Source organism: Streptomyces sp. NPDC096310 (genome assembly GCF_044763125.1).
In the GTDB taxonomy this organism is placed as follows: Bacteria; Actinomycetota; Actinomycetes; order Streptomycetales; family Streptomycetaceae; genus Streptomyces.
Map to the genome: position 1 here is coordinate 70067 of NZ_JBIWFO010000020.1, position 25311 is coordinate 95377.

Below are 25311 nucleotides of genomic sequence, written 5' to 3' on the forward strand. Positions count from 1 at the left end.
TCCGTACCGCACCGAGAACGCACCACGGACACACACCGCACCGCCCCAGACCTCCGCCGGCACCCCCACGGTCCTCCGTGCTCCACGGGACTTGACCGGTCGGCGAGGCCGCGGCTCCGCCCCGGCGCCGCGGTATCTCCCCCACCCATGGAAGGGACACCATGGCACCGCGTATCTGGAAACGACTGCTGCTCGCCCCGGTGGTCGCGTTCGCCGCGCTGGTCGGCTTCGCCGCCGCACCCGCACAGGCGGCGATCTGGTCCTCGTCGGACCAGTGGGGCAACTACACGACGTCCGACGGCTACACGCTCTACAACAACATCTGGGGTTCGGGCACGGGCCCCCAGACCATCTGGGCCAACTCCTCGTCCAACTGGGGTGTGTGGGCCAACCACCCCAACACCGGCGGCATCAAGTCGTACCCCAACGCCAAGAAGGTGATCGGGAAGCCGCTGAACTCGCTCTCCTCGCTGCGCAGCAGTTACAACGTCACCGTGCCGTCGTCGGGTGCCTACAACACCTCGTACGACATCTGGGACAGCAGCTACAAGTACGAGATCATGCTCTGGATGAACTACCGCGGCGCGGTGGGCCCGCTCGGCACCTCGCAGGGCTCGCTCACCCTCGGTGGCCACTCCTGGACCGTCTACAAGGGGTCCAACGGCTCCAACGAGGTGTTCTCCTTCCTGCGCACCTCGAACTCCACCTCGGGAACGGTCGACGTCCTGCCGATCCTCAAGTGGATCAAGGACACCAAGGGGTGGTGGGGCAATGTGACCGTCGGTGACGTCCAGTTCGGGTACGAGATCACCTCGTCCTCCGGCGGCCTGGACTTCACCACGAACAGCTTCTCGGTCAGCGGGAGCTGACGACGCGTCACCTTTCAGAGCGGGTTCCCGGGCGCCGCCCGGGGACCCGCGCTCTCCCGTACGGTCAGCTCCGGCTTGATCAGCACCACCTCGTCCGTGGAGCGCCCGGCGAGCTTCGCGACGACCTGCTCGACCGCGTGCCGCCCCATCTCCTGTGCCGGGACGGCGACGGAGGTCAGCGGGACGGAGGCGTGGACGGCCACCTGGTCCGGGCAGATGGCGACCACCGAGACGTCCTCGGGAACCGCGCGGCGCTGCTGGCGCAGCAGGGCGAGCAGCGGATCGGTGGCGGCCTCGTTCTGGACGATGAAGGCGGTGGTGCCGGGCCGTTCGTCGAAGATCCGGCCGACGGTGGCGGAGACCGCCGCGTAACTGCCCTCGCAGGGGCGGTGCAGCACCCGCAGGCCCAGCTCCCGGCTGCGCTCCCGCAGTCCGCTCAGGGTGCGTTCGGCGAAGCCCGTGAGCCGTTCGTAGAAGCCCGGCGCCTCGCCGATGACCGCTATCTCCCGGTGCCCGAGTCCGGCGAGATGCTCCGCGCAGAGGGCCCCGGCGGCGGCGAAGTCCAGGTCGACGCAGCTCAGCCCCGCGGTGTCGGCGGGCAGTCCGATCAGCACGGCGGGGCGGTGCGCCTCGCGCAGCGGCGGCAGCCGGTCGTCGTGCAGCTCCACGTCCATGAGGATCATCGCGTCGGCGAGGGCGCTGCCCTCGATACGGCGTACCGCGGTCGGTCCCTCCTCGCCGGTGAGCAGGAGCACGTCGTACCCGAACGTGCGGGCCGTGGTGGCGACGGCGAGGGCGATCTCCATCATCACCGGCACATACATGTCGGTGCGCAACGGCATCATCAGGGCGATGATGTTGGACCGGCTGCTCGCCAGGGCGCGGGCCCCCGCGTTGGGGTGGTAGCCGAGCTGTTCGATGCTGCGCTCGACACGCTCCCGCGTGGTGGCGGATATGGACCGCTTGCCGCTGAGGACGTAGCTCACCGTGCTGGCGGAGACTCCGGCATGCTGAGCTACATCGGCGAGGGTGACCATTCAGCTCTCCAAGGCGGGCCGGCGTGGGGGTGAAGCGCTTCGACAACACCGCCTTCGAGAGTAAGTGGCAGGCCCATGAACTGTCCATAGGCCGATCGAAGCGCTTCGACGGACTGTACCTCCGCACGATGAACGACGCTCCTCCCGCGGCCGGCCCTGGGCCGTCGCGCACGGAAGAGCGGGCCCGGCCGGAGGGGGCCGGGCCCGCTCGGGGCCACGTGCGCACGGGTGATGACAGGGCGTTGGGGGATGTTCCGTTCGGGGGCTTCTCGGCGCGTACGACGCCCCGCCCGCCGGTCAGGACGTGGGCTGGTCCGTCACGGGAGCGGAAGCGGGTGCGGGTGCGGTGGCAGGGGCAGGGGCGGGGGCTGCCGGGCGCCGGCGGAAGCGGCGCGGGCGGCGCGGCTCCTGGTCGGGGAGCCAGCCGAAGGCCATGGAGCTGCCGATGACGCCGAGGAGCAGACCGACGAAGAATCCGCCGAGGTTCGAGGTGACCCAGGAGCCGAGGGAGGTCAGCACCCCGATGACGGAGTAGAAGAGCCGCTGGGCGGGGTTGAGGATCAGCAGCAGCCCGCACACCGCCATGATCAGCGGGAGGACGTACGCGGCGACGCCACCCGCGCCCGCCTGGAGGACGACGGAGATGGACGCCTGTTCCGTCAGCAGGATCTCGCCCCCGCCGAGCAGCAGCAGGAATCCGCCCCAGAACGGGCGGCGTCCGCGCCAGGTGGCGAAGGAGCGCCGACGACGGTGCCCCCCGGCCGGGACGGTGGTCCCGGCCGGGGGGCCCGCTTCGGGCGGAACCACGCTCAGCAGCCCTTCGAGCTGAAGTTGAGATGCAGGTTGGGCAGGGTGAACCGGGCCGCCGTGGTCGCGTAGTTGGTCTGCCGCAGGTTGGTGATGACGACATGGTCGGCCTGCTGGCCGAAGACGCCGAGCGGCCCCTTGACGCCGGCCTTGGTGAAGGTGCTGGCGTCCCCGCCGATCTCGATGTTGTCGAAGTCGGCCTTTTTGCCGTTGAGTTCGGTGGAGTCGGTGGTCAGATCGGTTGCCGAGACCGGGGTGCCCTTGTCGCCCGCGGTGATGTGCAGGTACGTACCGCCGAGTTCGACGCTCTGGCACAACTTGGTGAGCTTGGCCTTCTTGATGGCGGAGACCACCACCAGCACCTGGCCGCCGGTGTCGCCGGCGTTCGGGCTGCCCTCCGCCATGCTGTCCAGGGCGCCGAACTGCTCGAAGCCCTGGGCGTCCAGACGGTCGGCGGTGACCACGAAGGGCATGCCGGAGATGGCGAACTGCGCGGCGATGGCTCCCTGGGCGGTGAGGACGACGAGGGCGGCGGCCACCGCGAACGCCGGCACACCCATGACGGCGGCCCGGCGCAGCCGTACCCTTCCCCGCCGTTCGGCTCTCTCGGGCGTTTCACCGCCGGTGACTTCGGACGTGGCCATGAGCTGCTCCTGGAGGTGTGGTGACCGGAACGAGCTTGCGCGGCGGGTCCTGGCGCGGACGGCTCCCGGCGCCGACAGGGCTTCCCGGGGTGGCGACGGCGCGGCCATGGGAGTCGAGGTGAAGTTACTCCCAGGTATCGTCGGGGTCAACAGCCTTGTGAAAATTGGGTGTTGTTCGTGTGTGCAGGCGGGCGCGGTGCGCTCGCGCACCCTCGCAGGGTGTCCGGCGGGGCGTCGGCCGGCGCAGCCGAAAACAGCCCTGACGTCTGAGTACCGTGGGTAACTTTACTCGGCGACTTCCCTCTCGGGGCCTTGACTCGATCCACCGCGGAGGTCTACAACGCTCTTGGGTTTCCTTCCGTGCCGCGCTCGTCCCCGGCACGGGAACGGGTCCATGGCGCTGGACCCGTTCCACCCTCCTGGCTCCACCCCTCTCCGTCCCGGGGCATCCTCCACTCCGTTCCGTCCTCGCCGCGCGGCGCGCACCCGGCCCCGCACGGCCGGATCCGTCCCGTGTGTGCGCCCCATGGCCGAGCCGCGGCAACGGGCGTACGGCAGGCCGCGCCCCGCACCCACCCGGGCACGTCTTTGCGTCACTCTTCTCAACTCGCCACTCGCGAAAGGGACTTCGCATGCGCGCACGACGCACTCTTCTCTCCGTCGCCGGCCTCTCCACCGTGGCCGCACTCCTCGCCATGGGTCCGGCCTCCGCCGCCGGGACCACCGCCGAGGCGGGCAATGTACTCACCTACGGCAGCGCGGCCGGTTCCGCCGTCGCCGTCGGCGATGTGCTCACGTCCTCGCTCAGCTCCGGGACGACCGTGGCGATCCGTACCACCTCCGGCGGCACCACCGGGATCACCTGCACCAGCTCGCAGTTCACCGTGGCGGTCACCGGGAATCCGGCCGCCCCCGGCACTGCCACGGAATCGCTCACCGCACACACCTTCGGCGGGTGCACCAGCAACATCCTCGGCACGACCGGGGTGCAGAGCATCACGGTCGAGCATCTGCCGTTCACCACCTCCGTCGCCTCCGGCGGGGCGCTCACGGTGGTCGCCGGGAGCGCGGGTGTGGTGCAGACGACCGTCAAGCTCAGCACCATCCTCGGCACGACGACCTGCGTCTACACCTCGGCGGGGCTGAACGGCACGACGTCCAACACCGACAACTCCATCACGTTCGCGAACCAGTTGTTCAGCCGGTCGTCCGGGCCCATCACCTGCCCGGCCACCAGCTACTTCTCCGCCAAGTACGGCCCGGTCAAGGACACCAGTCAGTCCGGCAGCCCGAGCGTGTACGTCAACTGAGCCCGGCGCGGGCCCCGTTCGCCCTCCGGCCGCCCAGGGCCGGGGGACGGACGCGGGCCGCCGGGAGACCGCCCGTCGGGGCGCCGGGGGCTGCCGTCAGGGCGCCGGCGCCCAGGCATACCGGTGTTCCGGGCGGCCGGTGTCGCCGTACTTGAGGGTGAGACCGATGTGTCCGGTGCTCTCCAGGTACTTCAGATAGCGCTGGGCCGTGGAGCGGCTGACCCCGGTGCGTTCGGCCACCTCATGGGCGGAGAGCGGCCGGCCCGCTCCGTCCAGCGCCCGCCGGATGAGGCCGACGGTCGCCGCGGAGTGCCCCTTGGGCAGTGCGGAGCGCGGGGCGTCCGCGGTCGTGAAGGCGCCGAAGATACGGTCCACCTGCTCCTGGCCCGCCTCGCCCCGGCCGCCGACGCCGTCGAGGGTGCGGCGCAGGGCGGCGTACCCGTCGAGCTTGGCGCTGAGCCCGGCGAAGCTGAACGGCTTGACGACGTACTGGAGCGCGCCGTAGCGCATCGCGGCCCGCACCGTGGCCACGTCGCGGGCCGCCGTCACCATGATCACATCGGCGTGGTGGCCGAGCTGCCGCATCCGGCGCACCAGTGCCAGGCCCGTCTCGTCCGGCAGATAGTGGTCGAGCAGCACGAGGTCGACATGGTCGCGTTCCAGGGTGGCCAGCGCCTGGGCGGCGGTGTGGGCGCGGGCCCGGACCCGGAATCCGGGCACCTGGGCCACGTACGCGGCATTGATCTCGGCGACGTGGAAGTCGTCGTCCACGACGAGGACATCGATCATTGGGGCTCCCCTGCGGCCATGAGCTGACGCTCGGGGAGCTGGTCCCCGGCGGTGTCGTCCTCCGCTGTGCCGTCCCCCGCCGCGGCGGCCGGGGCGAGCGCCTCCGGCAGGACGACGGTGAAGACCGCTCCCCCGCCCGCCCGCGCGGTGACCCGGGCCATCCCGCCGTACCGCTCCGCGAGCCGGCGCACCAGGGCCAGACCGAGCCCTCTGCCCCGGTGGAAGGCGAACGGGCCCGTCTCCCCCGGCGACGGGTGGTCCGCACCGGCCGTGAACGGCGCGCGGGCCGGGTGCTTGGTGGACCAGCCCTCGGCGAAGATCCGGTCGCGCAGCGCGGGCGGTACGCCGGGGCCGGTGTCGGAGACGCGGAGGACGGCGGTGGTGTGTTCGGCCCACAGCTCGACCTCCACGAAGGGTTCGGCGCGGTTTCCGGCGCGCCCTGTGCCACCGGGCTCCTCCCCGCGCCCGTCGCCGTCGCCGGATGGTACGCCGTCGCGCTGCCCGGCGACCGCGTCGAGCGCGTTGTCGATGAGATTGCCCAGCACGGTCACCAGATCGCGTGGGTCGACCACCCGGTCGTGCAGCAGGGTGGCGGCGGAGACCCGCAGGGACACACCGCGCTCGGCGGCGACGGCCGCCTTGCCGACGAGCAGCGCGGACAGCAGGGGGTCGTGCACACGTTCCGCGATCTGTTCCGAGGAGGAGCGGTGGGTGTCGGCGATCTCGGCGACGAAGGCGGCGGCCTTCTCGTGCCGGCCGAGTTCGAGAAGTCCGAGCACCGTGTGCAGCCGGTTGGCGTGTTCGTGGTCCTGCGCCCGCAGTGCGTCCAACAGCCCCTGGGTGCTGTCGAGTTCACGTCCGAGCTGTTCCAGCTCGGTGCGGTCCCGCAGGGTGACGACGGCGCCGCCGTCCCGGGTCGGCATCCGGTTGGCGACCAGGACCCGGCTGCCGCTGACCGTCAGCAGATCGGTGCCCGTCACACGTCCCGCGAGGACGTCCGTGGTGCGGCCGGGCGGCAGGACCTCGTCCAGGGCGCGCCCGGTGGCGTCCGCGCCGAGCCCCAGCAGCCGGCCCGCCTCGTCGTTGGCCAGCCGGATCCGGCCGTGCCGGTCACAGGCGACGACCCCCTCCCGTACGCCGTGCAGCATCGCCTCGCGCTCGTCGAGGAGGGCGGAGATGTCGGCGAAGGCGACCCCGTGGGTACGGCGGCGCAGCCGGCGGGAGACCCCGTACGCGGCCAGCGCCCCGACGGCGAGCGCCGCACCCGCGCAGAGCAGCAGGGCCGGTACGGCGTCGAGCAGCCGCTCCCGCACACTGGCGTACGCGATGCCGACCGAGACGGCGCCGACGATCCTTCCTCCGGGGCCGAGGAGCGGCACCTTGGCGCGGGCGGAGCGGCCCAGGGTGCCGGCGTCGATCTGCCGGATCTCGTGGCCGGAGAGCGCGACACTGGGGTCGGTGGAGACATGGCGGCCGATCTCGGCGGTGTTGGTGTGGGACCAGCGCACACCGCGCGTGTCCATCACCACGACGTAGAGCGCGTCCGTGGCCCGCCGGATCTGCTCCGCCTCGGTCTGCACCGGGCCCCGGGCGGTCGGCGCGGTGGTGAGCACCTCCCTGGCGATGTCGGGATCGGCGGCGGTGGTCTGTGCGATGGCGAGGGCGCGGTGCATCGCCTCGTCGTCCAGCTCGGAGCCGAGAGGGGCCAGGAAGAGGCAGGTGGCGAGAGTCATCACCCCGGTGGTGAGGGCCAGTTGCGCCGCCAGCACCTGGGCGAAGACACGGCGGGGCCAGCGCACACGCATATGTCCTCCTCCGTGTCGGGCCCGCCGGCCGCTTCCCTGTCCGCGGACCCGCCCGGCGGTCCGTCCGTCCGCCCGCCGGTCCGTTCCGCCACGGCGACCGACATCTCCGCGCAACACCGTGGTGAACGCAACGTAAGCCGCCGGGAAGCCGCTGCCCAGCCCTGTGCGCCTCTTTTTGTCGTCATGGAGTGAGCAGAACGAGCAGAACGCCGTTTGCGCGCACAACGACGGGTTGCGCCCACAAGACTGCCGCTGTGGTCCGGGTCGCTCCTAGCCTCCCGGGCCATGAGCAGTCACACGAGCCCAGCCATCGAGCTGCGGGGAGCGAGCAAAGCGTTCCGGACCCCGTCGGGAGCGCTTCACACCGCCGTCAGGGATCTGGATCTGACGGTCGGCCGCGGCGAGTTCGTCGCCGTGGTCGGCCCCACCGGATGCGGGAAGTCGACCACGCTGACCCTGGTCAGCGGACTGGAGGAGCCCACCGAGGGCGAGGTGCTGGTGGCCGGGGAGCCGGTCGACGGCATCGGTGACAAGATCGGATTCGTCTTCCAGCAGGACGCGGTGTTCCCCTGGCGCACCGTGCTGTCCAATGTGATGGCGGGCCCGCGCTTCCGGGGCGCGCCCAAGGCGGAGGCCAGGGAGCGGGCCCGTGCCTGGCTCGCCCGGGTCGGGCTCTCGTCCTTCGAGGACCGCTACCCCCACCAGCTCTCCGGCGGCCAGCGCAAGCGCGTGGCCCTCGCGGCGACCTTCGTCAACGACCCCGAACTCCTCCTCATGGACGAGCCGTTCTCGGCGCTCGACGTGCAGACCCGCGCGCTGATGTCCGACGAGCTGCTGGAGCTGTGGGCCGGGACGGGCGCCTCCGTCGTCTTCGTCACGCACGACCTGGAGGAGTCCATCGCCCTCGCCGACAAGGTCGTGGTGATGACGGCCGGTCCCGCGACCGTCAAGGAGGTCTTCACGATCGACCTGCCGCGGCCCCGCAAGGTGGAGTCCGTACGGCTCGAACCCCGGTTCGTCGAGATCTACCGGGAGATCTGGTCGTCGCTCGGCGAAGAGGTCCGGATCACCCGCGAGAGGGGTGCGGCCGATGCCGCCTGAGACCGTGACCGCCGCCGCGGTCCCCGCGAAGCCCGCCACCGGTACGGACCAGGGCGGGGGCGGCGACCGTACCCGGGCCCGGGCGCGTGCCGCGCGCAACCGCCGGGTCCTGGTGTACGGGGCCCGGGTCCTGCTGCTCATCGCCCTGATCGGGATGTGGGAGTGGCTGGCGAGGGCGGCCGTCATCGACCCCTTCAACTTCTCGATGCCGTCGAAGATCTGGGACCAGATCACGCAGTGGGCCGTGCACGGCACACCCCAGGGCCCGCTGTGGGAGCAGGTCTGGTACACGCTGTACGAGGCGCTGCTCGGCTGGGTCATCGGGGTGACCGGCGGTGTGGTGCTGGGGATCGCGCTCGGCCGGGTCCGCTTCCTCGCCGATGTGCTCGGCCCGTACATCAAGGTGCTCAACGCGCTGCCGCGGATCGTGCTCGCGCCGATCTTCCTCATCTGGTTCGGGCTCGGTCCGGCCTCGAAGGTCGCCTCCGCGGTCGTGCTGGTCTTCTTCCCCGTCTTCTTCAACGCGTTCCAGGGGGCGCGGGAGGTGAGCCGCGATCTGGTGGCCAACGCGCGGATCCTCGGCGCGAGCAACCGTCAGGTCACCCTTCAGGTCGTGATCCCCTCCGCCACCTCGTGGATCTTCACCAGCCTGCATGTCAGCTTCGGCTTCGCGCTGATCGGCGCGATCGTCGGCGAGTACATCGGGGCGACGAAGGGCATCGGGCTGCTGGTATCCGCCTCGCAGGGCACCTTCAACGCCGCCGGGGTGTACGCGGCGATGGTGATCCTCGCGGTCGTCGCGCTGCTCGCCGAGGCGCTGCTGACCTTCCTGGAGAAACGCCTCTTCCGCTGGAAGCCCGTCGAGTCCGGCGCCGAGCGCTGACACCCGTCCCGCCGCCCCGCCCGCTCCCCGCCCAGAGCTGTTCCACCGTGCTTCTTCCCGCTTCTCCTCACAAGGACGTGACCATGCGTACGCACCTCAGAATGTCGGCGGCCGCGGCCTCCGCGCTGCTCGCCCTGTCCACCCTGACCGCCTGTGGCGGCGACTCCTCCGCCGAGGGCTCCGGCGGGACGGTGAAGATCATGGTGGGCGGCCTGGACAAGGTCATCTATCTGCCCGCGATGCTCACCCAGAAACTGGGCTACTTCGCCGAGGAGGGTGTCGACGTACAACTCCTCACCGAACCGGCGGGGGTGCAGGCCACCACATCGCTCGTCTCCGGCGACGTCCAGGGTGTGGTGGGTTTCTACGACCACACGCTCGATCTCCAGGTCAAGGGCAAGCAGGTCGAGTCGGTGGTGCAGCTCTCGCACGCCCCCGGTGAGGTCGAGGTCGTCTCCGAGAAGGCGGCGGCCGGGCTGACCTCCCCCAAGGACTTCAAGGGGAAGAAGCTCGGGGTCACCGGTCTCGGCTCGTCCACCGACTTCCTCACGAAGTACCTCGCGGTCAACGACGGGGTGTCGACGGACGAGTTCTCGACCGTGGCGGTCGGAGCGGGGCAGACCTTCATCTCCGCGCTCCAGCAGGGCTCCATCGAGGGCGGTATGACGACCGACCCGACGGTCGCGCAGATCCTGGACAAGAAGCTCGGCAAGGTCCTGATCGACATGCGGACGCCCGAGGGTTCGAAGCAGGCGCTCGGCGGACCGTACCCCTCCTCCAGTCTCTACATGAACACCGACTGGGTGAACGGGCACCGGGAGACCGTGCAGAAACTGGCCAACGCCATGGTGAAGACGCTCCGCTGGATGGCCTCGCACTCCCCCGAGGAGATCGCGGCGAAGATGCCCGCGGACTACGCGCAGGGCGGCAAGGAGCTGTACGCCCAGTCGATCAGGAGCACGCTGCCGATGTTCACGACGGACGGTGTGATGCCCGCCGACGGCCCCGAGACCGTCGAGCGGGTCCTGAAGGCGTTCAACCCCAACCTGAAGAACGCCAAGGTCGACCTGGAGAAGACGTACACGACGGAGTTCGTGAAGAAGGCCGGGTGACCACGCCGTAGACTGTCGCCCTCGTGGGGGCCGTCGGGGGTTGTGGTAGGAGAGCACATGCATGGCCGGCCCGATGTGGCGGACGCGTCCGCACATCCAGGTCCCCCCGACAGGCTCGACGAACTGCTCTATCTGGTCGGCCGGCAGGCATGGCGGCCGGACGTGGGGGTCCAGGGAGTCGTCGACTGGCTCCACCGGCAACTCGGCACGGAGGTCGCCCTCGTCGGCCGCGCGCACACGGTGGAGCTCTCGACCCCCGGTTTCCCCCGGGAGATCCTGCCCGCGCTCGAACCGGTGCTCACCCGGCTGGCCACCGGCCGGATGGCCGCCGCCGCCACCGAGGTCGGGGCGGTACGCGTACGGCTGGAAGGGGTCGGCACCGATGACCCGCGCCGGGTGCTCGTCCTGGCCGGGGCGGACCGGCTGACCGGCACGGAGGCGGCCGCGGCCTCGCACACCGGCCACATCATCGCCCTGCTGCACCGGGCCCGGGCGGCCGACACGGCTCTGCGCGACTACCAGGAGAAGGCGCACCAGATGCGTGTGGCCCTCTTCATGGCGCTCATGGCGGGCGACACCGTCCTGGCCCGGCGGATGACCACCGGGGCCGTTCCCGAACTGCTGGGCGCCGACCGGATCCGCGTCCATCTGCTGCGCTGCGCGCCCGCCGAGCGCGACCGGATCGCCCAGGCCCACCAGGACCCGTCCGGCTACCACGGCCGGGCCATGATGGTGCGCTGCCCGGTCTACGACGAGCATCTGATCTGCCTCGTCGCCGAGAACAAGAACGAGAACAAGAACGAGGACGAGAACGAGGACGGGATCGATCCGCCGGAGCTGGCCGGCGTGCTGCGCGAACTGGTCGCCGACCGCGAGGAGTACGCCCTGGGCATCAGCACCCCGCACCCGCTGCGCGCGACGGCCGAGGCGTACGAAGAGGCCCGGCACGCGCTGGCGGTGGCCGGGAACACCGCGGGCAGGGTGGCCCGCTACCAGAGCCGGGAGCCGCTGGAGCGGCTGCTGCCGCGCGAGGAAGCACTCGCCTGGGCGCGCGCCCTGCTGCGCCCGCTGCGGTCCCTGCCGGAGCTGACCGCCGAGACCACCCGGCTCGCCCTGTTCTTCCCCCGGTCAGGGGTGGCCGCCCTGCTGGGCATCAGCCGTAACACCGTCACCGCGCATCTCGCACGCTCCGAGGCCGCGCTCGGCCTCGATCTCCGGGACGTCCGCGCGCGGGCCGCGCTCACCCTGGCCCTGGCCGTCACCACACTGCACCAGGACGGCGAAGCCGCCGGCGCGCCGGCGCCCTGGTCCGGTACGGAGCCGCCGTCCGGCGACGGGACGGCCGCCGCGTGGGCGGCGGAATTCCTCGCTCCGCTGCACGGCGTCCGCCACGGTTCCGTCCTCGACACGCTCCGTGCCTGGATCGAGTCGAACGCCGACGCGCGGCGGACCGCCCTGCGCCTCGGCAGCAGCCGTACCACGGTCGCGGCCCGGCTGCGCACCGCGGAGCGGCTGCTGGAGCGTGATCTGCTGTCCACCGGCTCGGGTGTCCACGAACTCGTGTACGCCTTCCACTTCTCGGGGCTGAGCCCGGGGCTCACGACGGGGGGCCGGGCGTCCGACGGGCCGGACGACTCTCCGTGACCAGGACGGGCCGCGAACGGAGCGCCCGGCTGTGCACCGTGCGCACTCCGGCCGCGGATTTGGGCGCCGTGACCACCGAAACTCGCTTTCGCACAGGTGGGTGATCGCGGTGTACTCGTCCCCGGCAGCGCTTCCGGCCGCCCCGCACGGGGGACGGGGCGGCCGGGCTCTCGCCGGTGTGCGCGGCAGGGCGGCCCGGACCGGGTCCGCCCGCCGCGCGGATTCAGATGCGCCAGCCCCGTATCCGGTCCGCGGCCTGATAGACGTTGGCCTTGCCCGACTGGATGGCGCGCACCAGGTCGACGAGCGCCCCGTACGGCGGGTCTATGCCCTCGCCCGAGGCGTGCATGTACGCGGCGGCCACCTGGCAGGCGTACAGGCTGTTGCGGTACGGCAGCGGCTCCAGCCGTACGAGGGTGTGGATGAGGGCCGCGGCGCGCCAGGACACGTCGGGTTCGCTCGTGGCCGGGCGCGGGATACGCGTCTTGTGCCGGGCGACCGCCGCGACGAGCGCGGAGTAGTCGGCCACGGACACGTCCTCCGGGACGGCCTGCTCCTGTACGTCCAGGAGCCAGGCCACGTCGATGTACAGGACGGGCATCAGGCGGCTTCCACCTGCTGCCTGGCGCCCGGAGCCGGTGGCACCTCGCCCGCGAACGCCTCGTCGAACTCGCCTCGGTGCTGCTCGCCCCAGGCGACGGCGTAACGGACGAACTGCAGCCGCTGCTGCTCGCGCAGAGGCAGGTCGTGAACGTACTGCTTGAGCGACTTGCCCTCGGCGGCGGCCGCGGCGCGGACGGCTTCGAGTTCGTCTTCGGTGAAGCTGATGTTGAGTGACGGCATACCCCTACGGTACCTAACAGGTACCACGCCGGGAAAGCGGGCGGTCCTCCACCTTCCCTCACTCCTCGTCGGGCAGGTGGTGGGCGAACTCGATCCCGCTCAGATTGCACCGCCCGTCGTGGTTGTCATAGATCCGGATCCGCCGGTACGACGCCCGCCGCTCCAGCCTCACCTCGTACCAGCGCGCGGTGTCGACGCCGCTGACGGTGTACAGATCGTGCCAGGCCACCCCGTCGTCGGAGCCCTTGACGACAGTGCCGTCGGCGCGGGCGAGCCGGTCCGCGCGCGGCAGCAGCCGGATCATGTCGATCACGACGGGGCCCGCGTCCCCGGCGTCGACGTCGATCCAGCTCTCCGCCGCCAGGGTGTCGGTGTACGTCGCGTCGTCACCGTCGAAGGCCCGCCAGCCGTTCGACGCCCTGGTGCCGGTGCCCGGCCACTGGACCGTCGACGCCTCCACCATCGACGGTGTCACCGGGAACGTCCGCAGCAGGGTGTCGACCGGGACCAGCAGGTCGTTCGCCGCGTACACCGCGTCGATCAGCGCGTCCTCACCGGCGCCGGGCCGGCCGGCCGCCGTACGGATCCGGGCCAGCTCCGCGGTGAACGCGGCGAAGCTCCGCCTCGTCCACGTGTCGGCGGCGACCGCGTCCGCGCGCGCCAGCACCGCCGCCAGGCTCTCCGCCCTGGCCTCGGCGGGCTGCGCGGTGACCCGTGTGCCGCCGCCCGTCGTCGTCGCCACCACCTTGTAGTAGCGGGTGCCGTGCCGCAGCGACCCGTCGGTGAAGGCGAGGTCGCGGGTGCCGGAGACCAGGGTCTGCCAGCCGCCCGGGTGGGTCGCGGGATCGGTAAGAGCCGTACGCGGGTCCGTCGTGCGGTGCAGGGTGAAGGTGAGCGCGTCCTCCGGCTTGTTCCAGCGGACGACGGTCTCGTCCGCCTTCCGCTCCACGAAGGCGAGGACGGCGGTGAGGTCCACGGACGCCAGGGCGACCCGGGAGAACACCGCGTCCCCCGTCACCCCGAGCCCGGCGTGCACGGTGTACGGGAAGGGCGTGAACAGCGAGCCGACCGAGGTCCACAACGCTCCGTCGGCGGAGACGAGCGCCTGGACCCGGTGGGTGGAGAAGTCGCGTACGAGCCGCAGGTACGGGGTGGCCGCCGCGGTGTGTCCCGTCAGGTCCACGGCGAACGGACTGCGCCGGTCGTCCTGCCAGTCGTGGCGGCTGTCACGGGTGCGGTTCTCCAGGACGAGCCCGCCGTCCCGGCCGGCGCCGAAGTACACATAGCGGGTGTTGGCGGCGAGCCGGTCCCTGAGCATCAGCCCGGTCAGCGCACCGCGGTGGGTGTCGAGGCGCGCGGTGAGCGCGAAGCTGCCCGCGCCCGGGCGGCTGACATAGTGCAGGGCGTCCTCGATCTCCCGCGCGGCGAGCCGGTAGTCGTCGCCCTCGCCGAGCCCCGCGCCCTTGGCGCCCAGGATCCGGACGGTGGCGCCCCGTACGGCGGTCGATCCCCGGCGCGCGGCGCCGAGCGCGTCGTCGCGCCAGCCGGAACGCGCCGTCCCCGGGGAGGCCGAGGAGGGCAGCTCGGCGCGGACGGCGTGGGAGGTCCAGCCCGTCCCGTACCGGTTCACGGCGGTCACGGTGTAGTAGTACGTGGCGCCGGTGCGCGCCGTGCGGTCGAGGTAGTGGCGGCCCGTCGCCCGGCCCGCGAGGAGGGTGAAGGGGCCGGTCCTCCTGGTGGCTCTGCGGATCTCGTAGTGGGTGGCTCCCGCCGTGGTCTGCCAGGTGACTGCGAGGGCTTCGTCGCCGGGCAGGACGGCGACGAAGTCGACGTGGGCCGGGGGGAGTTCGCGCTCCAGGTCGGTGGACAGCCGCAGCACCAGGCCGCTCTTCGGGCCGATCTCGACGGCGCCCGCGCGGACCGGGAGGTGTCTGCCGGAGACCAGGTCGAGCACGGTCGTGCCGCGGTGCCCGGCCGGCAGCTCCACCGTGAAGGTCCGTTCGTTGCCGTACACCGCGCGCGTGGTGTTGAACGCGAACAGATACCGGCCGTAGCGGGCCGTCAGCAGGTCCGGGTAGCCGGAGTAGGCGTGGTCCGCCTCGAAGTTCTCCCGGCGTACCGTGCCCACGCCCGGCTGATACGTGATGGGGGCGATCTCGCCCGCCAGCGCCTGCGGGGCGGTGGAGTCGCCCGTCTGCTGATCCTCCATGAAGTCGACGTCGATGTTGTCCATCCGGGCGTAGTAGTCCTCGTACGGGAACCGCCCGTTGGTCCGGATCTGGACGACATGGTCGTGGGTGCGGTGCAGGACATGCAGACGGCCGTTGCGGGCGAAGCCGCGCTGGCGTTCGTTGAGCTGGCCGAAGAGCCGCAGGTCGCCGTCGCGCATCGAGACGAACACGCAGTCCACGTCGACCCACGCGAACCGCTCGTAGTCGGCCGGTCGCACCCCGAGCGCGGCGATCTCGGCGGGGGTGTAGCAGGCGAAGTCCGTCTGGGGGTGAACCACCCCGGCGGGCGGCTGCCGGACGAGATACGCGTAGGTGTCACCGAGTGCGAGATCATACTTGATCTTGCTCATGACCGCGGGGAAGACGTTGAAGTACTGGTGGTCGGCGAGCTGTTGCTGGAAGAAGCCGACGGCGGCGCGCGCGTGCTCCCAGGTCTCCCGCCACTCCTCGCCGCTGTACCGGCCGGGGTTCTCCCTCATGTGCCGGGCGAGCGAGACATAGCCGAGGAAGCGGCCGCACTCGGACTGGCGCAGGGCGTAGCCGGGGAAGCCCGGGTAGCTGGTGTTGCGCTCGTCCACCACCATTTCCATGCGCATGACACGTTTGCCGTTGTCGTCGAGGCTGGTGTGGCGGGCGTAGCCGCGGGCGTGCAGATTGCGCAGGGCGATCTTGAGGATGTTGTCGTTGAGCGCCTCGTCGCCCCGGTGGCCGAGTGTGCGGTGGAACCACTCGGGCAGGTAGTTGGTGGACTCGCCGTAGTTGGCGACGTAACCGTTCTCCCGGGTGTGACCGGCCTCGGTGACGGTGGTGTAGTGCCGGCCCAGCGGCACTCTGCGCACGATGTTGCCGTCCTGGTCGAGCTTGCTCCTGGCCAGGCCCTTGACCACGTAGCGGCGGTAGTCCTCGGTCCAGCGGGCGGTGGTGTCGTGCTGGAAGAGCGAGTGGAAGAGGTCCAGGTCCTGCCCGTCGGGGCCGACCAGCACCTCCTCGCCGAGGAACGGCTCCCAGCCCAGCGCCTCCCCCGCGATGCGGTGGCTGCGCGCCCGGCCCTCGTAGAACGGTGAGCCGATCACGCGCAGCCCCTCGTGCGCCTCCCATGCGCCTTCGTAGGTGTACATGACCTGGTTGAAGATGTACGAGAGCCGGGAGCGCGCGTAGTCGAAGTTGGCCTTGAGTACCCGTTCCCAGGCGCCGCGCCGGGTGAGCGGGCCGCCGTCCAGGCCCACGCCCTCCAGCGAGGTCTCGCCGTCGCTGGTGCCCGTGGTGAACTCCTCGTCCAGGAAGGCCTCGAAGGCGGCGCGACCGAGGATCCCGGGGTCGGCGATGACATTCTCGACGATGTACAGAGCCTCCCCCAACGCCCCGTAGAAGCCGCCCCAGTCGCCTTGATGGCCGCCGCGCGCCAGCAGCATGGTGTTGGCGTAGTAGTCCCTGGTGTGGTTGTCCACCACCTTGAACACCCGGGCGAGGGCGGCCTTCCGCTCGGCTGTGGACCGCGCCGGGCACCAGCCGGCCATGGCCAGCGCGGAGCTGTAGAACCGCAGTTCGTCCTCGTAGCGCACGAGGGAGAGCCGGCCGTTCGCGCTCGCGTCGACCTTGGCCGAGCAGTCGTCGAAGAGCGTGACCTGCGCGGCGGTGAATCCGTCGATCAGTCTCCGCTTCCCGGCCTCGTCGAGGTCGGGGACGGTGTCGGTGGTGGGGCGGAAGTCGCCGAGCGGCTCCGCGCTCACATCGAGATACGCGGCGGTGTGGGTGTAGGCGGCGTGGTAGCCGCGGGAGGCGGCGGTCACCGGGGCGCTGAACGCGGCGTCGTAGGTGCGCAGGGTGATCTCCGCGCGCTCCTGGCCGCGGGTGGACTCCAGTGGCAGCATCACGGTGGCGTAGTGGAAGCGGCCGGGCAGCGGCTTCACGGTGCCGGGGTTGAGGGCTTCGTAGTCGCCCGAGCGGCGGTAGCCGATCTGTTCGCCGTTGATGTACGCGATGGTCTTGTACCCGGAGGAGTCCCCGCCCCAGAACTTGACCGTCAGATAGTTCTGGTGGACCGGGTCGACCGCCAGGGTGAAGGTGAGGTCGCCGCCCTTCAGAGTGGGCGGTTCGAGCGGCTTCGCCACCCGTGCCCTGTCCCCGGCCTGACCGTCGGTGATCTCCGATGGGCCGGTGCGCAGCCCGTGCGCGGCCTCGGAGTCCGGGGCGCCGAAGTCGAGTCTGTCCAGTGGACCGGCGGCGTCCCCGCCCGGATCCGGGCGGCCGGCGGCGTGAGTGGCGGCGACGGCCGGGCCGCCGCCCCACAGCCTGCCGCTCACCACGGCCGTACCGGTGGAGGCGGCGGCCGTACGGAGCACATTCCTCCGGGTGAACTCGCTTGCCATGTCAGTGGTCCTCTCGGCGGACGGTGGGAGCAACGGAGAGGTGGGGGGTGACTGCTGTACGGGCCGGGTTACTTGAGGCTGCCGAGGGTGACCCCGGAGCGCCAGTAGCGCTGCATCGAGATCATCAGGATCACCATGGGGACGAGGGAGACGATGGAGCCGACCACCACGAGACCGGTCAGGTCCACGGAGCTGTCGACCTTCACCTTCAGCCAGGAGTAGAGGCCGAGCATGACGGTCCACTTCTCGCTGCTGCGCAGGAAGACGAGGGGACCGAAGAAGTTGTTCCAGGCGCCCACGAATCCCAGGAGGAAGATCGTGGCGGCCCCGGTCGACATCAGCCGGGCGCCGATCCGGAAGAAGATCCGGTATTCGCCCGCGCCGTCGAGACGGGCCGCCTCCAGGAGTTCGGGCGGGATGGCCCCCTCGGCGTACACCTTGGCGAGATAGACGGAGAAGGCGTTGAAGAAGCCGGGCACGATGATGGCCCACGGTGTGTCGATCATCCGCAGGTCCGTGTAGAGCAGGAAGGACGGGATGGTCAGCAGGGCGCCGGGGATCAGGAAGGAGCCGATGACGCAGCCCATCAGGACGCCTCGCCCCCGGAACTCGTAGAGCGCGAGGCCGTAGCCGCAGGCGACGCAGATCACGGTCATCCCGATGGTGCTCGCGAAGCCGTAGAAGAGGGTGTTGCCCATCCACTTCAGGAAGATGCCGTCCTGATAGGTGAAGAGGGCCCGTACGTTCTCCCAGAGATGGAACTCCGAGAACCACAGTCCGTTGGTGGTGTAGAGGTCGCGCTGGCCTTTGGTCGCGGCGACGAGCAGCCACCACACCGGGGCGAGGGAGTAGAGGGTGAAGAGCGCGAGCCCGGTGAGGACGAGCGCCTTGGTGCGGGTGGTGTGCCGGACGACACCGCCCGTCGTACGGGGGCGTGCCGAGGGGGCCGCGTCGGGGGTGTCCTGGGCCGCCGCGGGCGCGGGGGGCCGCCGTGTCGTCGTGGTCATGAGGTGGGCGCCTTGTTCGTGAGCCGGTAGAAGACGGCGGAGGCGACACCGACGACCAGCGCGAGGATGATCGAGAGCGCGGCCGCGTAGTTGAAGTCGCCCTGTGCGAAGGCCCAGTCGTAGATGGCCATGATCGGGGTGAAGTCCCGGGTCACGGTCTCCGGTGTCATCGACCGGAAGAGCATCGGGTCGCTGAAGATCTGCAGGGTGCCGATGATGCTCAGTACGGTGGTGAGCACCAGGGAGCGGCGGACCAGCGGGACCTTGATCGACCAGGCCGTGCGCCAGGCGGAGGCGCCGTCGACCCGGGCGCTGTCGAAGAGTTCGCGCGGCACGGACTGGAGCGAGGCGTACAGGATGAGCATGTTGAAGCCGATCGCGCTCCAGGCCGTCAGATTGCCGATGGACACCCAGATCATCGAGCCGCTGTAGAAGTCCGCGTCGATGCCCAGGAGCGCGAAGAAGGGGGTGAGCGGCCCGACGACCGGGCTGTAGATGTAGACCCAGATCAGGGTGGCGACGATACCGGGGATCATGTACGGCACGAGGAGCAGGATCCTGAAGCGGCCGGCGATCCGCGCCCTCACCGAGTCGAGCAGCAGGGCGAGTCCGAGGCTGGCGAGCTGGATCAGCGGGATGCTGACGGCGGCGAAGAGGGCCACCCGGCCCAGGGAGCCCCAGAACCTGGCGTCCTCCAGGCCGCGCAGGAAGTTGTCGAACCCGGAGAACTCGACGGTCTTGGCGCCGAATCCGAGCCCCGATCCCTTCTCCGTGTAGAGGCTCTCCTTGAGGGCGATCACCATGGGAACCACGGTGAAGAGCAGGAATCCGAGGAAGAAGGGGAAGGTGAAGGAGGCGCCCTTGAAGGCCATGACCCGCCGCCATGTGAGGGGCGTGGCACGGGCCGGGGCTGGTGTTTCCACGGCCACGGTTCAGCCCTCGACGTTGATGTTCTTCGACTTCAGATCGTCGACCGTGAACTTCTGCAGGTGGTCGAGGGCCTGGCGGACCGTGATCTTCTTGGTCACGATCTTCGCCCACTGGTCCTGGAGTTCGGTGAAGACTCCGGTGTAGTTGGGTCCGACGACCCAGGTGTCCCTGGCCCCCTTCACGGCCTTGAGGATGACCGGCCTGGCCTCGCTCTTGCGCGGGCCGAAGAGCTTGTCGGGGACGACCGAGTCGACCCAGGGCGAGGGGTCCTTGACGGCGCCGGGCCAGCTGTACTGCTTGGTGTCCTTCTGGTAGCTGGCGTCGATGCCCGCCTTGGTGGTGTTCATCCACACACCCGCCTCCACGGCCTCCTTCGGGTGCGCGCAGCCCTTCGGGACGAGCAGCGCGGTGCCGTGGGCGGGCGCGGTGAACTGTGGCGCGTCCGTGAACTGCGGGAGGTCGACGGGCTGCCAGTCCCCCATGGACTTCTTGTAGTTCAGCTCGTAGGCGGGGAGCTGCCACGCCTGGGTGGGCAGGGAGACCATCTTCCCGGAGTCGAAGTAGTTGATCAGTGCGGGACGGTCCATATAGGTCTGGTTGGCGACCAGGTCGTTGTCGACCAGCCGCTGGACGATGTCGCCCGCCTTGAGGGACTCCGGCGAGAGGAAGTCGACCTTCCAGGTGTCGCCTTCGGCCTTGTACCAGCTTCCGCCGGCCTGCTGGACCAGGTTGACGAGGGTGGACGGGTCCTCGCCGGCCAGGTTCATCACATGGACGCCGTGTTTCTTCAGTTTCTGGCCCGCGGCGATCAGTTCGTCCCAGGTGGTGGGTACGGCGACACCGTACCGGTCGTAGACCTTGCGGTTGATCACCATGAAGGACGGCTGGTAGCCGATCGGTACGCTGTAGTAGCGGCCGCCGGCCTGCGCGGACGGCAGCGAGGGCGCGTTGTACACGCCCCTGTCGACGTACGGCTGGACGAAGTCGGTGACATCGTCCAGCAGCCCCTCGCCGACCAGCCCGGGGATCTCGCCGAAGTTCTTCACCAGACAGGGCACGCCCTTGCCCGAGGCCACCACGTTGCGCAGGTTGGCGGCGGTACCCGGGTTGTCGGCCTGTTTGACGACCTTGATCCTGATGGTGTCGTGCGCCGCGTTGAACGCGTCGGCGACGGGCTGGACCACCTTCGTCTCGTCCCAGGACCAGAACTCCACGGTGACGGGCCCCTTCGAGGCGGTGTCGTCCCCACTGCCCCCGCCTCCGCAGCCGGCCAGGACGACGGACAGCACCACGGTGGTCGCGGCGGTCACTCTGAAGTGCGTGCGAGGCATGACACCCCTCCTCGGGAGGTTCGGGCACGGAAGAGGAAGCCGACTTCCTGATTGCGGCACAGCGTCATAGAAATCGGTCTCTACGGAAGCTAAGCGCAGCGCACTCGTTGGGCAAGGTGTCGGGCACGAAAATATTTCGCCACCACCCATCCTTGCCCTGTACAGGCGGCTCAGCGTGGGGAGTAGACAGCGGTGGCGCGTCACACGCGTCCGGACATGGCTCCGCCCACGGTTAGAGATCGGTTTCTAACCGTGGGCGGTATGCCGTGGATGACGAGGGTGGGACTCAGCGGCGGGGACGCACCGTCGAGCCGCGTACGACGATGTGCGTGCCCAGCATCTGGTGCTGCGCGTCCGGGAGTTCACGCCGGTGCAGGGCGAGCCGTACGGCGGTGCGTCCCAGCTCCTCGTGCGGGATGCTGACGGTGGTGAGGGCCGGGTGCAGATCGATGGCGACCGGGATGTCGTCGTACCCCACCACGGACACGTCCTCGGGGACCCGCACACCGCCCTCGCGCAGCGCCTGGAGCACCCCGGCCGCCACCATGTCGGTGGCGGCGAACACGGCGTCGAACACGGCTCCGGACGCGCGGAGTTCGGTCGCGGCGCGGTATCCGAACGAGCGGGTGAACTCACCGTCGACGATCAGCGCGGGATCGGCCTGACGGCCCAGGGCCTCATGGGCGCGCAGGAACCCCTCGACACGCTGGCCGCTGGTGGACAGGCCGGGGACCCGCCCGAGGAAGGCGATCCTGTGGTGTCCCAGGCTCAGCAGGTGGGTCGTCATGGCGAAGGCGCCGTTCTCGTTGTCGTACTCGACCACGGTGGCGGGCACCCCCTCGCCGAGCGGGGGCCGCCCCACCAGCACCAGCCGCGAGCCGGCCCGGTCCAGGGCGTGCGCGAAGTGTGTCATGCGCTCCTGGTACTCCCTGTCGTCCCAGGCACCACCGACGACGATGACGGCGTCGGCGCGCTGCTCACGCATCATCTCCACAACGGCCAGCACCCGCTGCGGGTCGCCGTGGGTCGTGCACAGCATGCACAACCGCCCCTCGGCGGCGGCCTGTTCCTCGACACCACGGGCGACATGGGCGTAGAAGGGGCCGGTGACGTCGTCGACGACGAACGCCACCGTCTTGTTGGTGGATCCGCCGAGCGCCCGCGCGTGCGCGTTGACGACGTAGTCCAGCTCACGCATGGCGCGCAGCACCCGGGTACGGGTGGCCGCGGCCACCGGATAGGTACCACCGAGCACCCGCGAGACCGTCGAGGCGGACACCCCGGCGCGTTTGGCGACGTCCCTGACCGTCGACGCTTCCTTACCGGTCGAACCCGTCGCGTTCATGTCCACGTGTGTGTCCCCTCGGCCTGCCGCCTGCGTTGCGCTCACGATAGTGGAGCCGCGGCACGGGAGAGCCGCAGCAGACGGGCCGACGGCGCGCGCGGCAGATCGACCCGCAGCCGTCCGTTCTCCGCGTCGAGCACCGCGCCGCCGGGCGCCACCCGTGGGTAGACGGGGACGACGGTGTGGGTTCCCGCGGGGACGGGCAGCTCGCACACCTCCTCGGGGCCGCCTCTGCGCCAGATCGCCAGCAGTGTCTCCGTACCGGTGTCGAGGGCGAGCGCGAGCCAGTCGTCGCGCCAGCCGGGCAGCCCGAGCGGCCAGGACGGTACGGCGCGCGCCAGGGTGCGGCGGTAGCCGCGGTAGCTGTCGAGCGCCTCGGTGACCAGGGCGAGCCGTTCCGGTGGGAGCAGGTCGATCCGGCCGCTGAGGTGGACCCGGCCGAGGAGCGCGGACACCAGGGTGAAGACGGTCTCCTCCTCGCTCTGCCCCGGCTGCGGATACGCCCAGACCGCGCCCTGTTCCGGCGGTACGGCGACGGGCGCGGCGGCGGCCACGGCGGCGATGAGCAGGGCGTCCTGCTGATCGGTCAGGGACTGTACGGGGACGTGCGCGAGGGTGGCGTGGTCGATGCGCATGCCTCCGGCCGCGCAGCCCTCCAGGACGAGGCCGGGGTGGCGGTCGTGGACGCCGTCGAGCCAGCGGAGGTAGGCGCGGTTGTGGGCCAGCAGCCCGTGGCCGGGGGCGCCCGGGCCGCTGTCCGTGCCGGCGCCGATGTCGATGTTGTAGTCGAGCTTGAGATAGCCGAGACCGAACTCGGTGACCAGCCGGTCCACGGTGGTGTCGAGATGGGCGCGCGCCGCGGGGTGGGTCAGGTCGAGCTGGTGGCGGCCCCACTCCGTGAGCCGTACGCCGTCGCGCCGGAAGAACGCCTCGTCGGGCAGGGCCGACGCCAACGGGCTGCGTACGCCGACGACTTCGGGCTCCAGCCAGAGGCCGGGGATCATGCCGGCGGCCCGGATGGCGTCGGTGACCTCGGCGAGTCCGCCGGGGAAGCGGGAGGGCGAGGGCTCCCAGGTGCCGACGGCGTCCCACCAGCCCGGCACTCCCCCGGGTCCCTCGCCGGCCCGTTCGTCGTCGTACCAGCCCGCGTCGACACAGAAGTACTCGCAGCCGGTCACGGCGGCGGCCCGGATCAGGGGCAGCAGTTTCTCCGTCGTGGGGTCGCCCATCAGGCAGTTCATGAAGTCGTTGAACACCACGGGGAGTGTGGTGGTGTCCGGGTGCGGGCGGCGGGTGGCGCGGCGGTGACCGGTGAGGTGGGCGAGCGCCGTGTCCCGGTCGGGTGCGAGCGCCACGGTGACGGGCACGGTGGTGAAGCTCTCGCCGGGCGCGAGCCGCAGCGACCAGGTGTGTTCGCGCCGGGTGGGCCCCGACAGCAGCAGACAGATCTCGTCGAACCGGTCGGTGACCTCGGCGTGCCAGGAGCCGTTGTGTTCGATCTGCCAGGCGAGAACACCGGAGGGGCCCGCCAGCCAGCCCATGGGGAGGTGTTCCGAGGAGGGCCAGGATCCGGTGCTGGTGCGGGTGATCCGGTTCTTGGAGCCGGTCTGGCCGAAGCGGGTCATGCCGGTGTCGACCAGTCCCGCCTCCCCGAGCGGCGTGCCGCTCCAGCGGTACTCGCCGCTCCACGGATTGGCCGCCGTCCAGATGCTCACCTCGTGTTCCCACTGGCCGGGGGCCCCGAGCAGTTCCGCCACTCCGGCCAGCGCGAAGGACGACACGCTCTCCACGTCCAACGTGCTTTTCCCGGCGCTCACCTCGGTCCAGGTGTGCAGTACGGGAGCGCCGTCGTCGAGCCGGTAGTGGGTCTCGGCCCGCAGATCCGTGACGGGGTCGTGGGTCCGTACGGTGAGCCGCCCGTCCTCGGTGGTGTGGCCGGCGTACCGCAGCCGCCGGGAGACGGAGCCGTCCACATGGCGCTTGCCCGAGGTGCCGGTGCGGCCGTGTCCGGCCAGTTCGATCTCGACCAGGGGCAGGGCGGCGCGGCCGGGGGCGGCGCCGCCCAGGGCGAGCCGCGGTGGGTGTCCGGCGTCGGCCGTCAGGCGCAGGGTCAGGGCGTCGGTGCCCCAGGTGATGTCGGTCCTGGGGGTCATGCCGCTCTCTCCAGTTCGGCACGGTCGACCTGGTGGGAGAGCGGCACGCCGCGCAGCAGGCGCTCCAGTTCGTCGATGACGCAGCGGCCGAGCCGGTGCAGTTCGTTGCCCTGCGAGCCGGCGATGTGGGGGGTGACGAAGGCGTTGGGCAGGTCGAGGAGCGGGGAGTCCGGTGGCAGGGGCTCGGGGTCCGTGACATCGAGTACGGCGCTGATCCTGCCGCCGCGCAGCTCTTCCACGAGCGCCGGGGTGTCGACGAGGCTGCCGCGCGCGGTGTTGATGAGGGCCGTGCCCGACCCCATCAGGGCCAGCTCTCGGCGGCCGATGAGATGCCGGGTCTCGGCGGTCGCGGGCGCGTGGACGGTGACGATGTCGCTGGTCCGCAGCAGGTCGTCCAGGCCCAGCAGGGTGACGCCGAGCCGCGCCGCCTCGGCGGCGTCGACGTACGGGTCGGCGAGGGCGACCCGGAAGTCGAAGGGGCGCAGCAGTTCGATGACGCGGCGGCCGATCCGGGACGCTCCCACGACGCCGATACGGCGGCCGTAGTTCCCGATGCCGGGGATGACCTCGGCGATGGTGAAGGTGCGCTCGGCGCGGTAGCGCTCGCGGGCGGCGAGGAGACCCTTGCCGACGAGCATGATCATGCCGAGGGTGTACTCGGCGACGGGCAGGGCGTTGGCGTCGGCGGCCGAGGAGACGACGAGTCCGCGCTCCCAGCAGCCGGGGGTGATCAGGCTCTTGACCGAGCCCGCGGAGTGCAGCACGGCCCGCAGACCGGGGGCCGCCTCCAGTACGCGGGTGTCGATGGCGGGGCTCCCCCACCCGGTGATGAGGACTTCGGCCCCGGCGAGGGCGCGGGCCACCCGCGGGTCATGGAAGTCCTCCGCCACCAGGGTGGGGTCGATGTCCACCGAGGCACGGAGCCTGGCCAGGGCGTCGGGCGGGAAGAGCTTCGGCAGGTTCTCTGCACTCATGGCGAACAACGCCAGGGGACGCTCGGGCAAGGGAAGTGGCCTCCGGCTCGGGTCTGTGGCTTCCGTATAGCAACCGATCTCTACGCTAAGCACGCACTCCCGAGAGGGTCAATGGTGCGTCACGACA

At 70.8% G+C, this 25311-nt stretch carries 20 protein-coding genes; 6 read left to right on the forward strand and 14 right to left on the reverse strand.

All coding sequences use genetic code 11. The features are described 5' to 3' along the window. Positions 1 to 161 precede the first annotated feature (161 nt). Positions 162 to 869, forward strand: a complete 708-nt coding sequence (locus ACIQ7D_RS28785; protein ID WP_403942371.1) for a hypothetical protein — start codon at positions 162 to 164, stop codon at positions 867 to 869. 14 nt (positions 870 to 883) lie between these two features. Here ACIQ7D_RS28785 and ACIQ7D_RS28790 read toward each other — a convergent pair whose 3' ends face one another. From ACIQ7D_RS28790 to ACIQ7D_RS28800, 3 genes are all read right to left on the reverse strand, one after another. Next, entirely contained in the window at positions 884 to 1906 is a 1023-nt protein-coding gene (locus tag ACIQ7D_RS28790; protein ID WP_403942373.1) for a LacI family DNA-binding transcriptional regulator, read from the reverse strand. A gap of 297 nt (positions 1907 to 2203) precedes the next feature. Continuing rightward, on the reverse strand, positions 2204 to 2713 hold the full coding sequence (locus tag ACIQ7D_RS28795) for a DUF6114 domain-containing protein (protein WP_403942376.1): 510 nt from the start codon (positions 2711 to 2713) through the stop codon (positions 2204 to 2206). 2 nt (positions 2714 to 2715) lie between these two features. Continuing rightward, complete coding sequence (locus ACIQ7D_RS28800; protein ID WP_403942378.1) at positions 2716 to 3357, reverse strand: DUF6230 family protein; 642 nt, start codon at positions 3355 to 3357, stop codon at positions 2716 to 2718. Between the two features lie 632 nt (positions 3358 to 3989). Here ACIQ7D_RS28800 and ACIQ7D_RS28805 point away from each other — a divergent pair. Then, the gene (locus ACIQ7D_RS28805; RefSeq protein ID WP_403942381.1) at positions 3990 to 4667 is read left to right on the forward strand and encodes a Tat pathway signal sequence domain protein; all 678 of its coding nucleotides are present in this window, start codon (positions 3990 to 3992) and stop codon (positions 4665 to 4667) included. A gap of 96 nt (positions 4668 to 4763) precedes the next feature. Here ACIQ7D_RS28805 and ACIQ7D_RS28810 read toward each other — a convergent pair whose 3' ends face one another. Together ACIQ7D_RS28810 and ACIQ7D_RS28815 are read right to left on the reverse strand one after the other, a co-directional pair. Continuing rightward, positions 4764 to 5456: a response regulator gene (locus ACIQ7D_RS28810; RefSeq protein ID WP_403942383.1), complete on the reverse strand. Its 693-nt coding sequence runs from the start codon at positions 5454 to 5456 to the stop codon at positions 4764 to 4766. Continuing rightward, a complete protein-coding gene (locus ACIQ7D_RS28815) occupies positions 5453 to 7261 on the reverse strand; it encodes an ATP-binding protein (RefSeq protein WP_403942385.1) in 1809 nt (602 codons plus the stop codon). Before ACIQ7D_RS28815 ends, ACIQ7D_RS28810 begins: the two co-directional genes overlap by 4 nt. Before the next feature lie 285 nt (positions 7262 to 7546). Between ACIQ7D_RS28815 and ACIQ7D_RS28820 the strand changes: the two genes are divergently transcribed. From ACIQ7D_RS28820 to ACIQ7D_RS28835, 4 genes are all read left to right on the forward strand, one after another. After that, the gene (locus tag ACIQ7D_RS28820; protein ID WP_403942387.1) at positions 7547 to 8362 is read left to right on the forward strand and encodes an ABC transporter ATP-binding protein; all 816 of its coding nucleotides are present in this window, start codon (positions 7547 to 7549) and stop codon (positions 8360 to 8362) included. Next, entirely contained in the window at positions 8352 to 9245 is an 894-nt protein-coding gene (locus tag ACIQ7D_RS28825; RefSeq protein ID WP_403942390.1) for an ABC transporter permease, read from the forward strand. Before ACIQ7D_RS28820 ends, ACIQ7D_RS28825 begins: the two co-directional genes overlap by 11 nt. A gap of 83 nt (positions 9246 to 9328) precedes the next feature. Next, entirely contained in the window at positions 9329 to 10357 is a 1029-nt protein-coding gene (locus tag ACIQ7D_RS28830; RefSeq protein ID WP_403942392.1) for an ABC transporter substrate-binding protein, read from the forward strand. A 57-nt stretch (positions 10358 to 10414) separates the two neighbouring features. Then, positions 10415 to 12001 carry a helix-turn-helix domain-containing protein gene (locus ACIQ7D_RS28835; RefSeq protein WP_403942395.1) on the forward strand — a complete coding sequence of 529 codons (1587 nt, stop codon included), beginning with the start codon at positions 10415 to 10417 and terminating at the stop codon, positions 11999 to 12001. Positions 12002 to 12224: 223 nt separating this feature from the next. Here the strand turns inward: ACIQ7D_RS28835 and ACIQ7D_RS28840 are convergent, their stop codons facing one another. From ACIQ7D_RS28840 to ACIQ7D_RS28880, 9 genes are all read right to left on the reverse strand, one after another. Further along, positions 12225 to 12602 carry a toxin Doc gene (locus tag ACIQ7D_RS28840; RefSeq protein ID WP_384924148.1) on the reverse strand — a complete coding sequence of 126 codons (378 nt, stop codon included), beginning with the start codon at positions 12600 to 12602 and terminating at the stop codon, positions 12225 to 12227. Continuing rightward, positions 12602 to 12844 (reverse strand): hypothetical protein, encoded by a 243-nt coding sequence (locus ACIQ7D_RS28845; protein WP_403942399.1) that lies wholly within the window; start codon positions 12842 to 12844, stop codon positions 12602 to 12604. Before ACIQ7D_RS28845 ends, ACIQ7D_RS28840 begins: the two co-directional genes overlap by 1 nt. A 58-nt stretch (positions 12845 to 12902) precedes the next feature. Beyond that, the gene (locus ACIQ7D_RS28850; protein ID WP_403942402.1) at positions 12903 to 17444 is read right to left on the reverse strand and encodes a Tat pathway signal protein; all 4542 of its coding nucleotides are present in this window, start codon (positions 17442 to 17444) and stop codon (positions 12903 to 12905) included. Positions 17445 to 17512: 68 nt separating this feature from the next. Beyond that, positions 17513 to 18451 (reverse strand): carbohydrate ABC transporter permease, encoded by a 939-nt coding sequence (locus ACIQ7D_RS28855; RefSeq protein ID WP_403942404.1) that lies wholly within the window; start codon positions 18449 to 18451, stop codon positions 17513 to 17515. Then, the gene (locus ACIQ7D_RS28860) at positions 18448 to 19323 is read right to left on the reverse strand and encodes a carbohydrate ABC transporter permease (RefSeq protein WP_403942406.1); all 876 of its coding nucleotides are present in this window, start codon (positions 19321 to 19323) and stop codon (positions 18448 to 18450) included. The genes ACIQ7D_RS28855 and ACIQ7D_RS28860 overlap by 4 nt, the downstream gene beginning before the upstream one ends. A 60-nt stretch (positions 19324 to 19383) precedes the next feature. Next, a complete protein-coding gene (locus ACIQ7D_RS28865; protein WP_403942408.1) occupies positions 19384 to 20712 on the reverse strand; it encodes an ABC transporter substrate-binding protein in 1329 nt (442 codons plus the stop codon). A gap of 286 nt (positions 20713 to 20998) precedes the next feature. Continuing rightward, entirely contained in the window at positions 20999 to 22057 is a 1059-nt protein-coding gene (locus tag ACIQ7D_RS28870; protein WP_403942410.1) for a LacI family DNA-binding transcriptional regulator, read from the reverse strand. Positions 22058 to 22098: 41 nt separating this feature from the next. Next, the gene (locus ACIQ7D_RS28875; protein WP_403942413.1) at positions 22099 to 24210 is read right to left on the reverse strand and encodes an alpha-galactosidase; all 2112 of its coding nucleotides are present in this window, start codon (positions 24208 to 24210) and stop codon (positions 22099 to 22101) included. Then, positions 24207 to 25214, reverse strand: a complete 1008-nt coding sequence (locus tag ACIQ7D_RS28880; RefSeq protein WP_403942415.1) for a hydroxyacid dehydrogenase — start codon at positions 25212 to 25214, stop codon at positions 24207 to 24209. Before ACIQ7D_RS28880 ends, ACIQ7D_RS28875 begins: the two co-directional genes overlap by 4 nt. Between the last annotated feature and the right edge of the window lie 97 nt (positions 25215 to 25311).

Bases quoted from the DNA above. Each gene is read 5' to 3' on its own strand.
- ACIQ7D_RS28785 (WP_403942371.1), top strand. From the start codon at position 162: ATGGCACCGCGTATCTGGAAACGACTGCTGCTCGCCCCGGTGGTCGCG.
- ACIQ7D_RS28790 (WP_403942373.1), bottom strand. From the start codon at position 1,906: ATGGTCACCCTCGCCGATGTAGCTCAGCATGCCGGAGTCTCCGCCAGC.
- ACIQ7D_RS28800 (WP_403942378.1), bottom strand. From the start codon at position 3,357: ATGGCCACGTCCGAAGTCACCGGCGGTGAAACGCCCGAGAGAGCCGAA.
- ACIQ7D_RS28805 (WP_403942381.1), top strand. From the start codon at position 3,990: ATGCGCGCACGACGCACTCTTCTCTCCGTCGCCGGCCTCTCCACCGTG.
- ACIQ7D_RS28810 (WP_403942383.1), bottom strand. From the start codon at position 5,456: ATGATCGATGTCCTCGTCGTGGACGACGACTTCCACGTCGCCGAGATC.
- ACIQ7D_RS28815 (WP_403942385.1), bottom strand. From the start codon at position 7,261: ATGCGTGTGCGCTGGCCCCGCCGTGTCTTCGCCCAGGTGCTGGCGGCG.
- ACIQ7D_RS28820 (WP_403942387.1), top strand. From the start codon at position 7,547: ATGAGCAGTCACACGAGCCCAGCCATCGAGCTGCGGGGAGCGAGCAAA.
- ACIQ7D_RS28825 (WP_403942390.1), top strand. From the start codon at position 8,352: ATGCCGCCTGAGACCGTGACCGCCGCCGCGGTCCCCGCGAAGCCCGCC.
- ACIQ7D_RS28830 (WP_403942392.1), top strand. From the start codon at position 9,329: ATGCGTACGCACCTCAGAATGTCGGCGGCCGCGGCCTCCGCGCTGCTC.
- ACIQ7D_RS28835 (WP_403942395.1), top strand. From the start codon at position 10,415: ATGCATGGCCGGCCCGATGTGGCGGACGCGTCCGCACATCCAGGTCCC.
- ACIQ7D_RS28840 (WP_384924148.1), bottom strand. From the start codon at position 12,602: ATGCCCGTCCTGTACATCGACGTGGCCTGGCTCCTGGACGTACAGGAG.
- ACIQ7D_RS28845 (WP_403942399.1), bottom strand. From the start codon at position 12,844: ATGCCGTCACTCAACATCAGCTTCACCGAAGACGAACTCGAAGCCGTC.
- ACIQ7D_RS28850 (WP_403942402.1), bottom strand. From the start codon at position 17,444: ATGGCAAGCGAGTTCACCCGGAGGAATGTGCTCCGTACGGCCGCCGCC.
- ACIQ7D_RS28855 (WP_403942404.1), bottom strand. From the start codon at position 18,451: ATGACCACGACGACACGGCGGCCCCCCGCGCCCGCGGCGGCCCAGGAC.
- ACIQ7D_RS28860 (WP_403942406.1), bottom strand. From the start codon at position 19,323: ATGGCCTTCAAGGGCGCCTCCTTCACCTTCCCCTTCTTCCTCGGATTC.
- ACIQ7D_RS28865 (WP_403942408.1), bottom strand. From the start codon at position 20,712: ATGCCTCGCACGCACTTCAGAGTGACCGCCGCGACCACCGTGGTGCTG.
- ACIQ7D_RS28870 (WP_403942410.1), bottom strand. From the start codon at position 22,057: ATGAACGCGACGGGTTCGACCGGTAAGGAAGCGTCGACGGTCAGGGAC.
- ACIQ7D_RS28875 (WP_403942413.1), bottom strand. From the start codon at position 24,210: ATGACCCCCAGGACCGACATCACCTGGGGCACCGACGCCCTGACCCTG.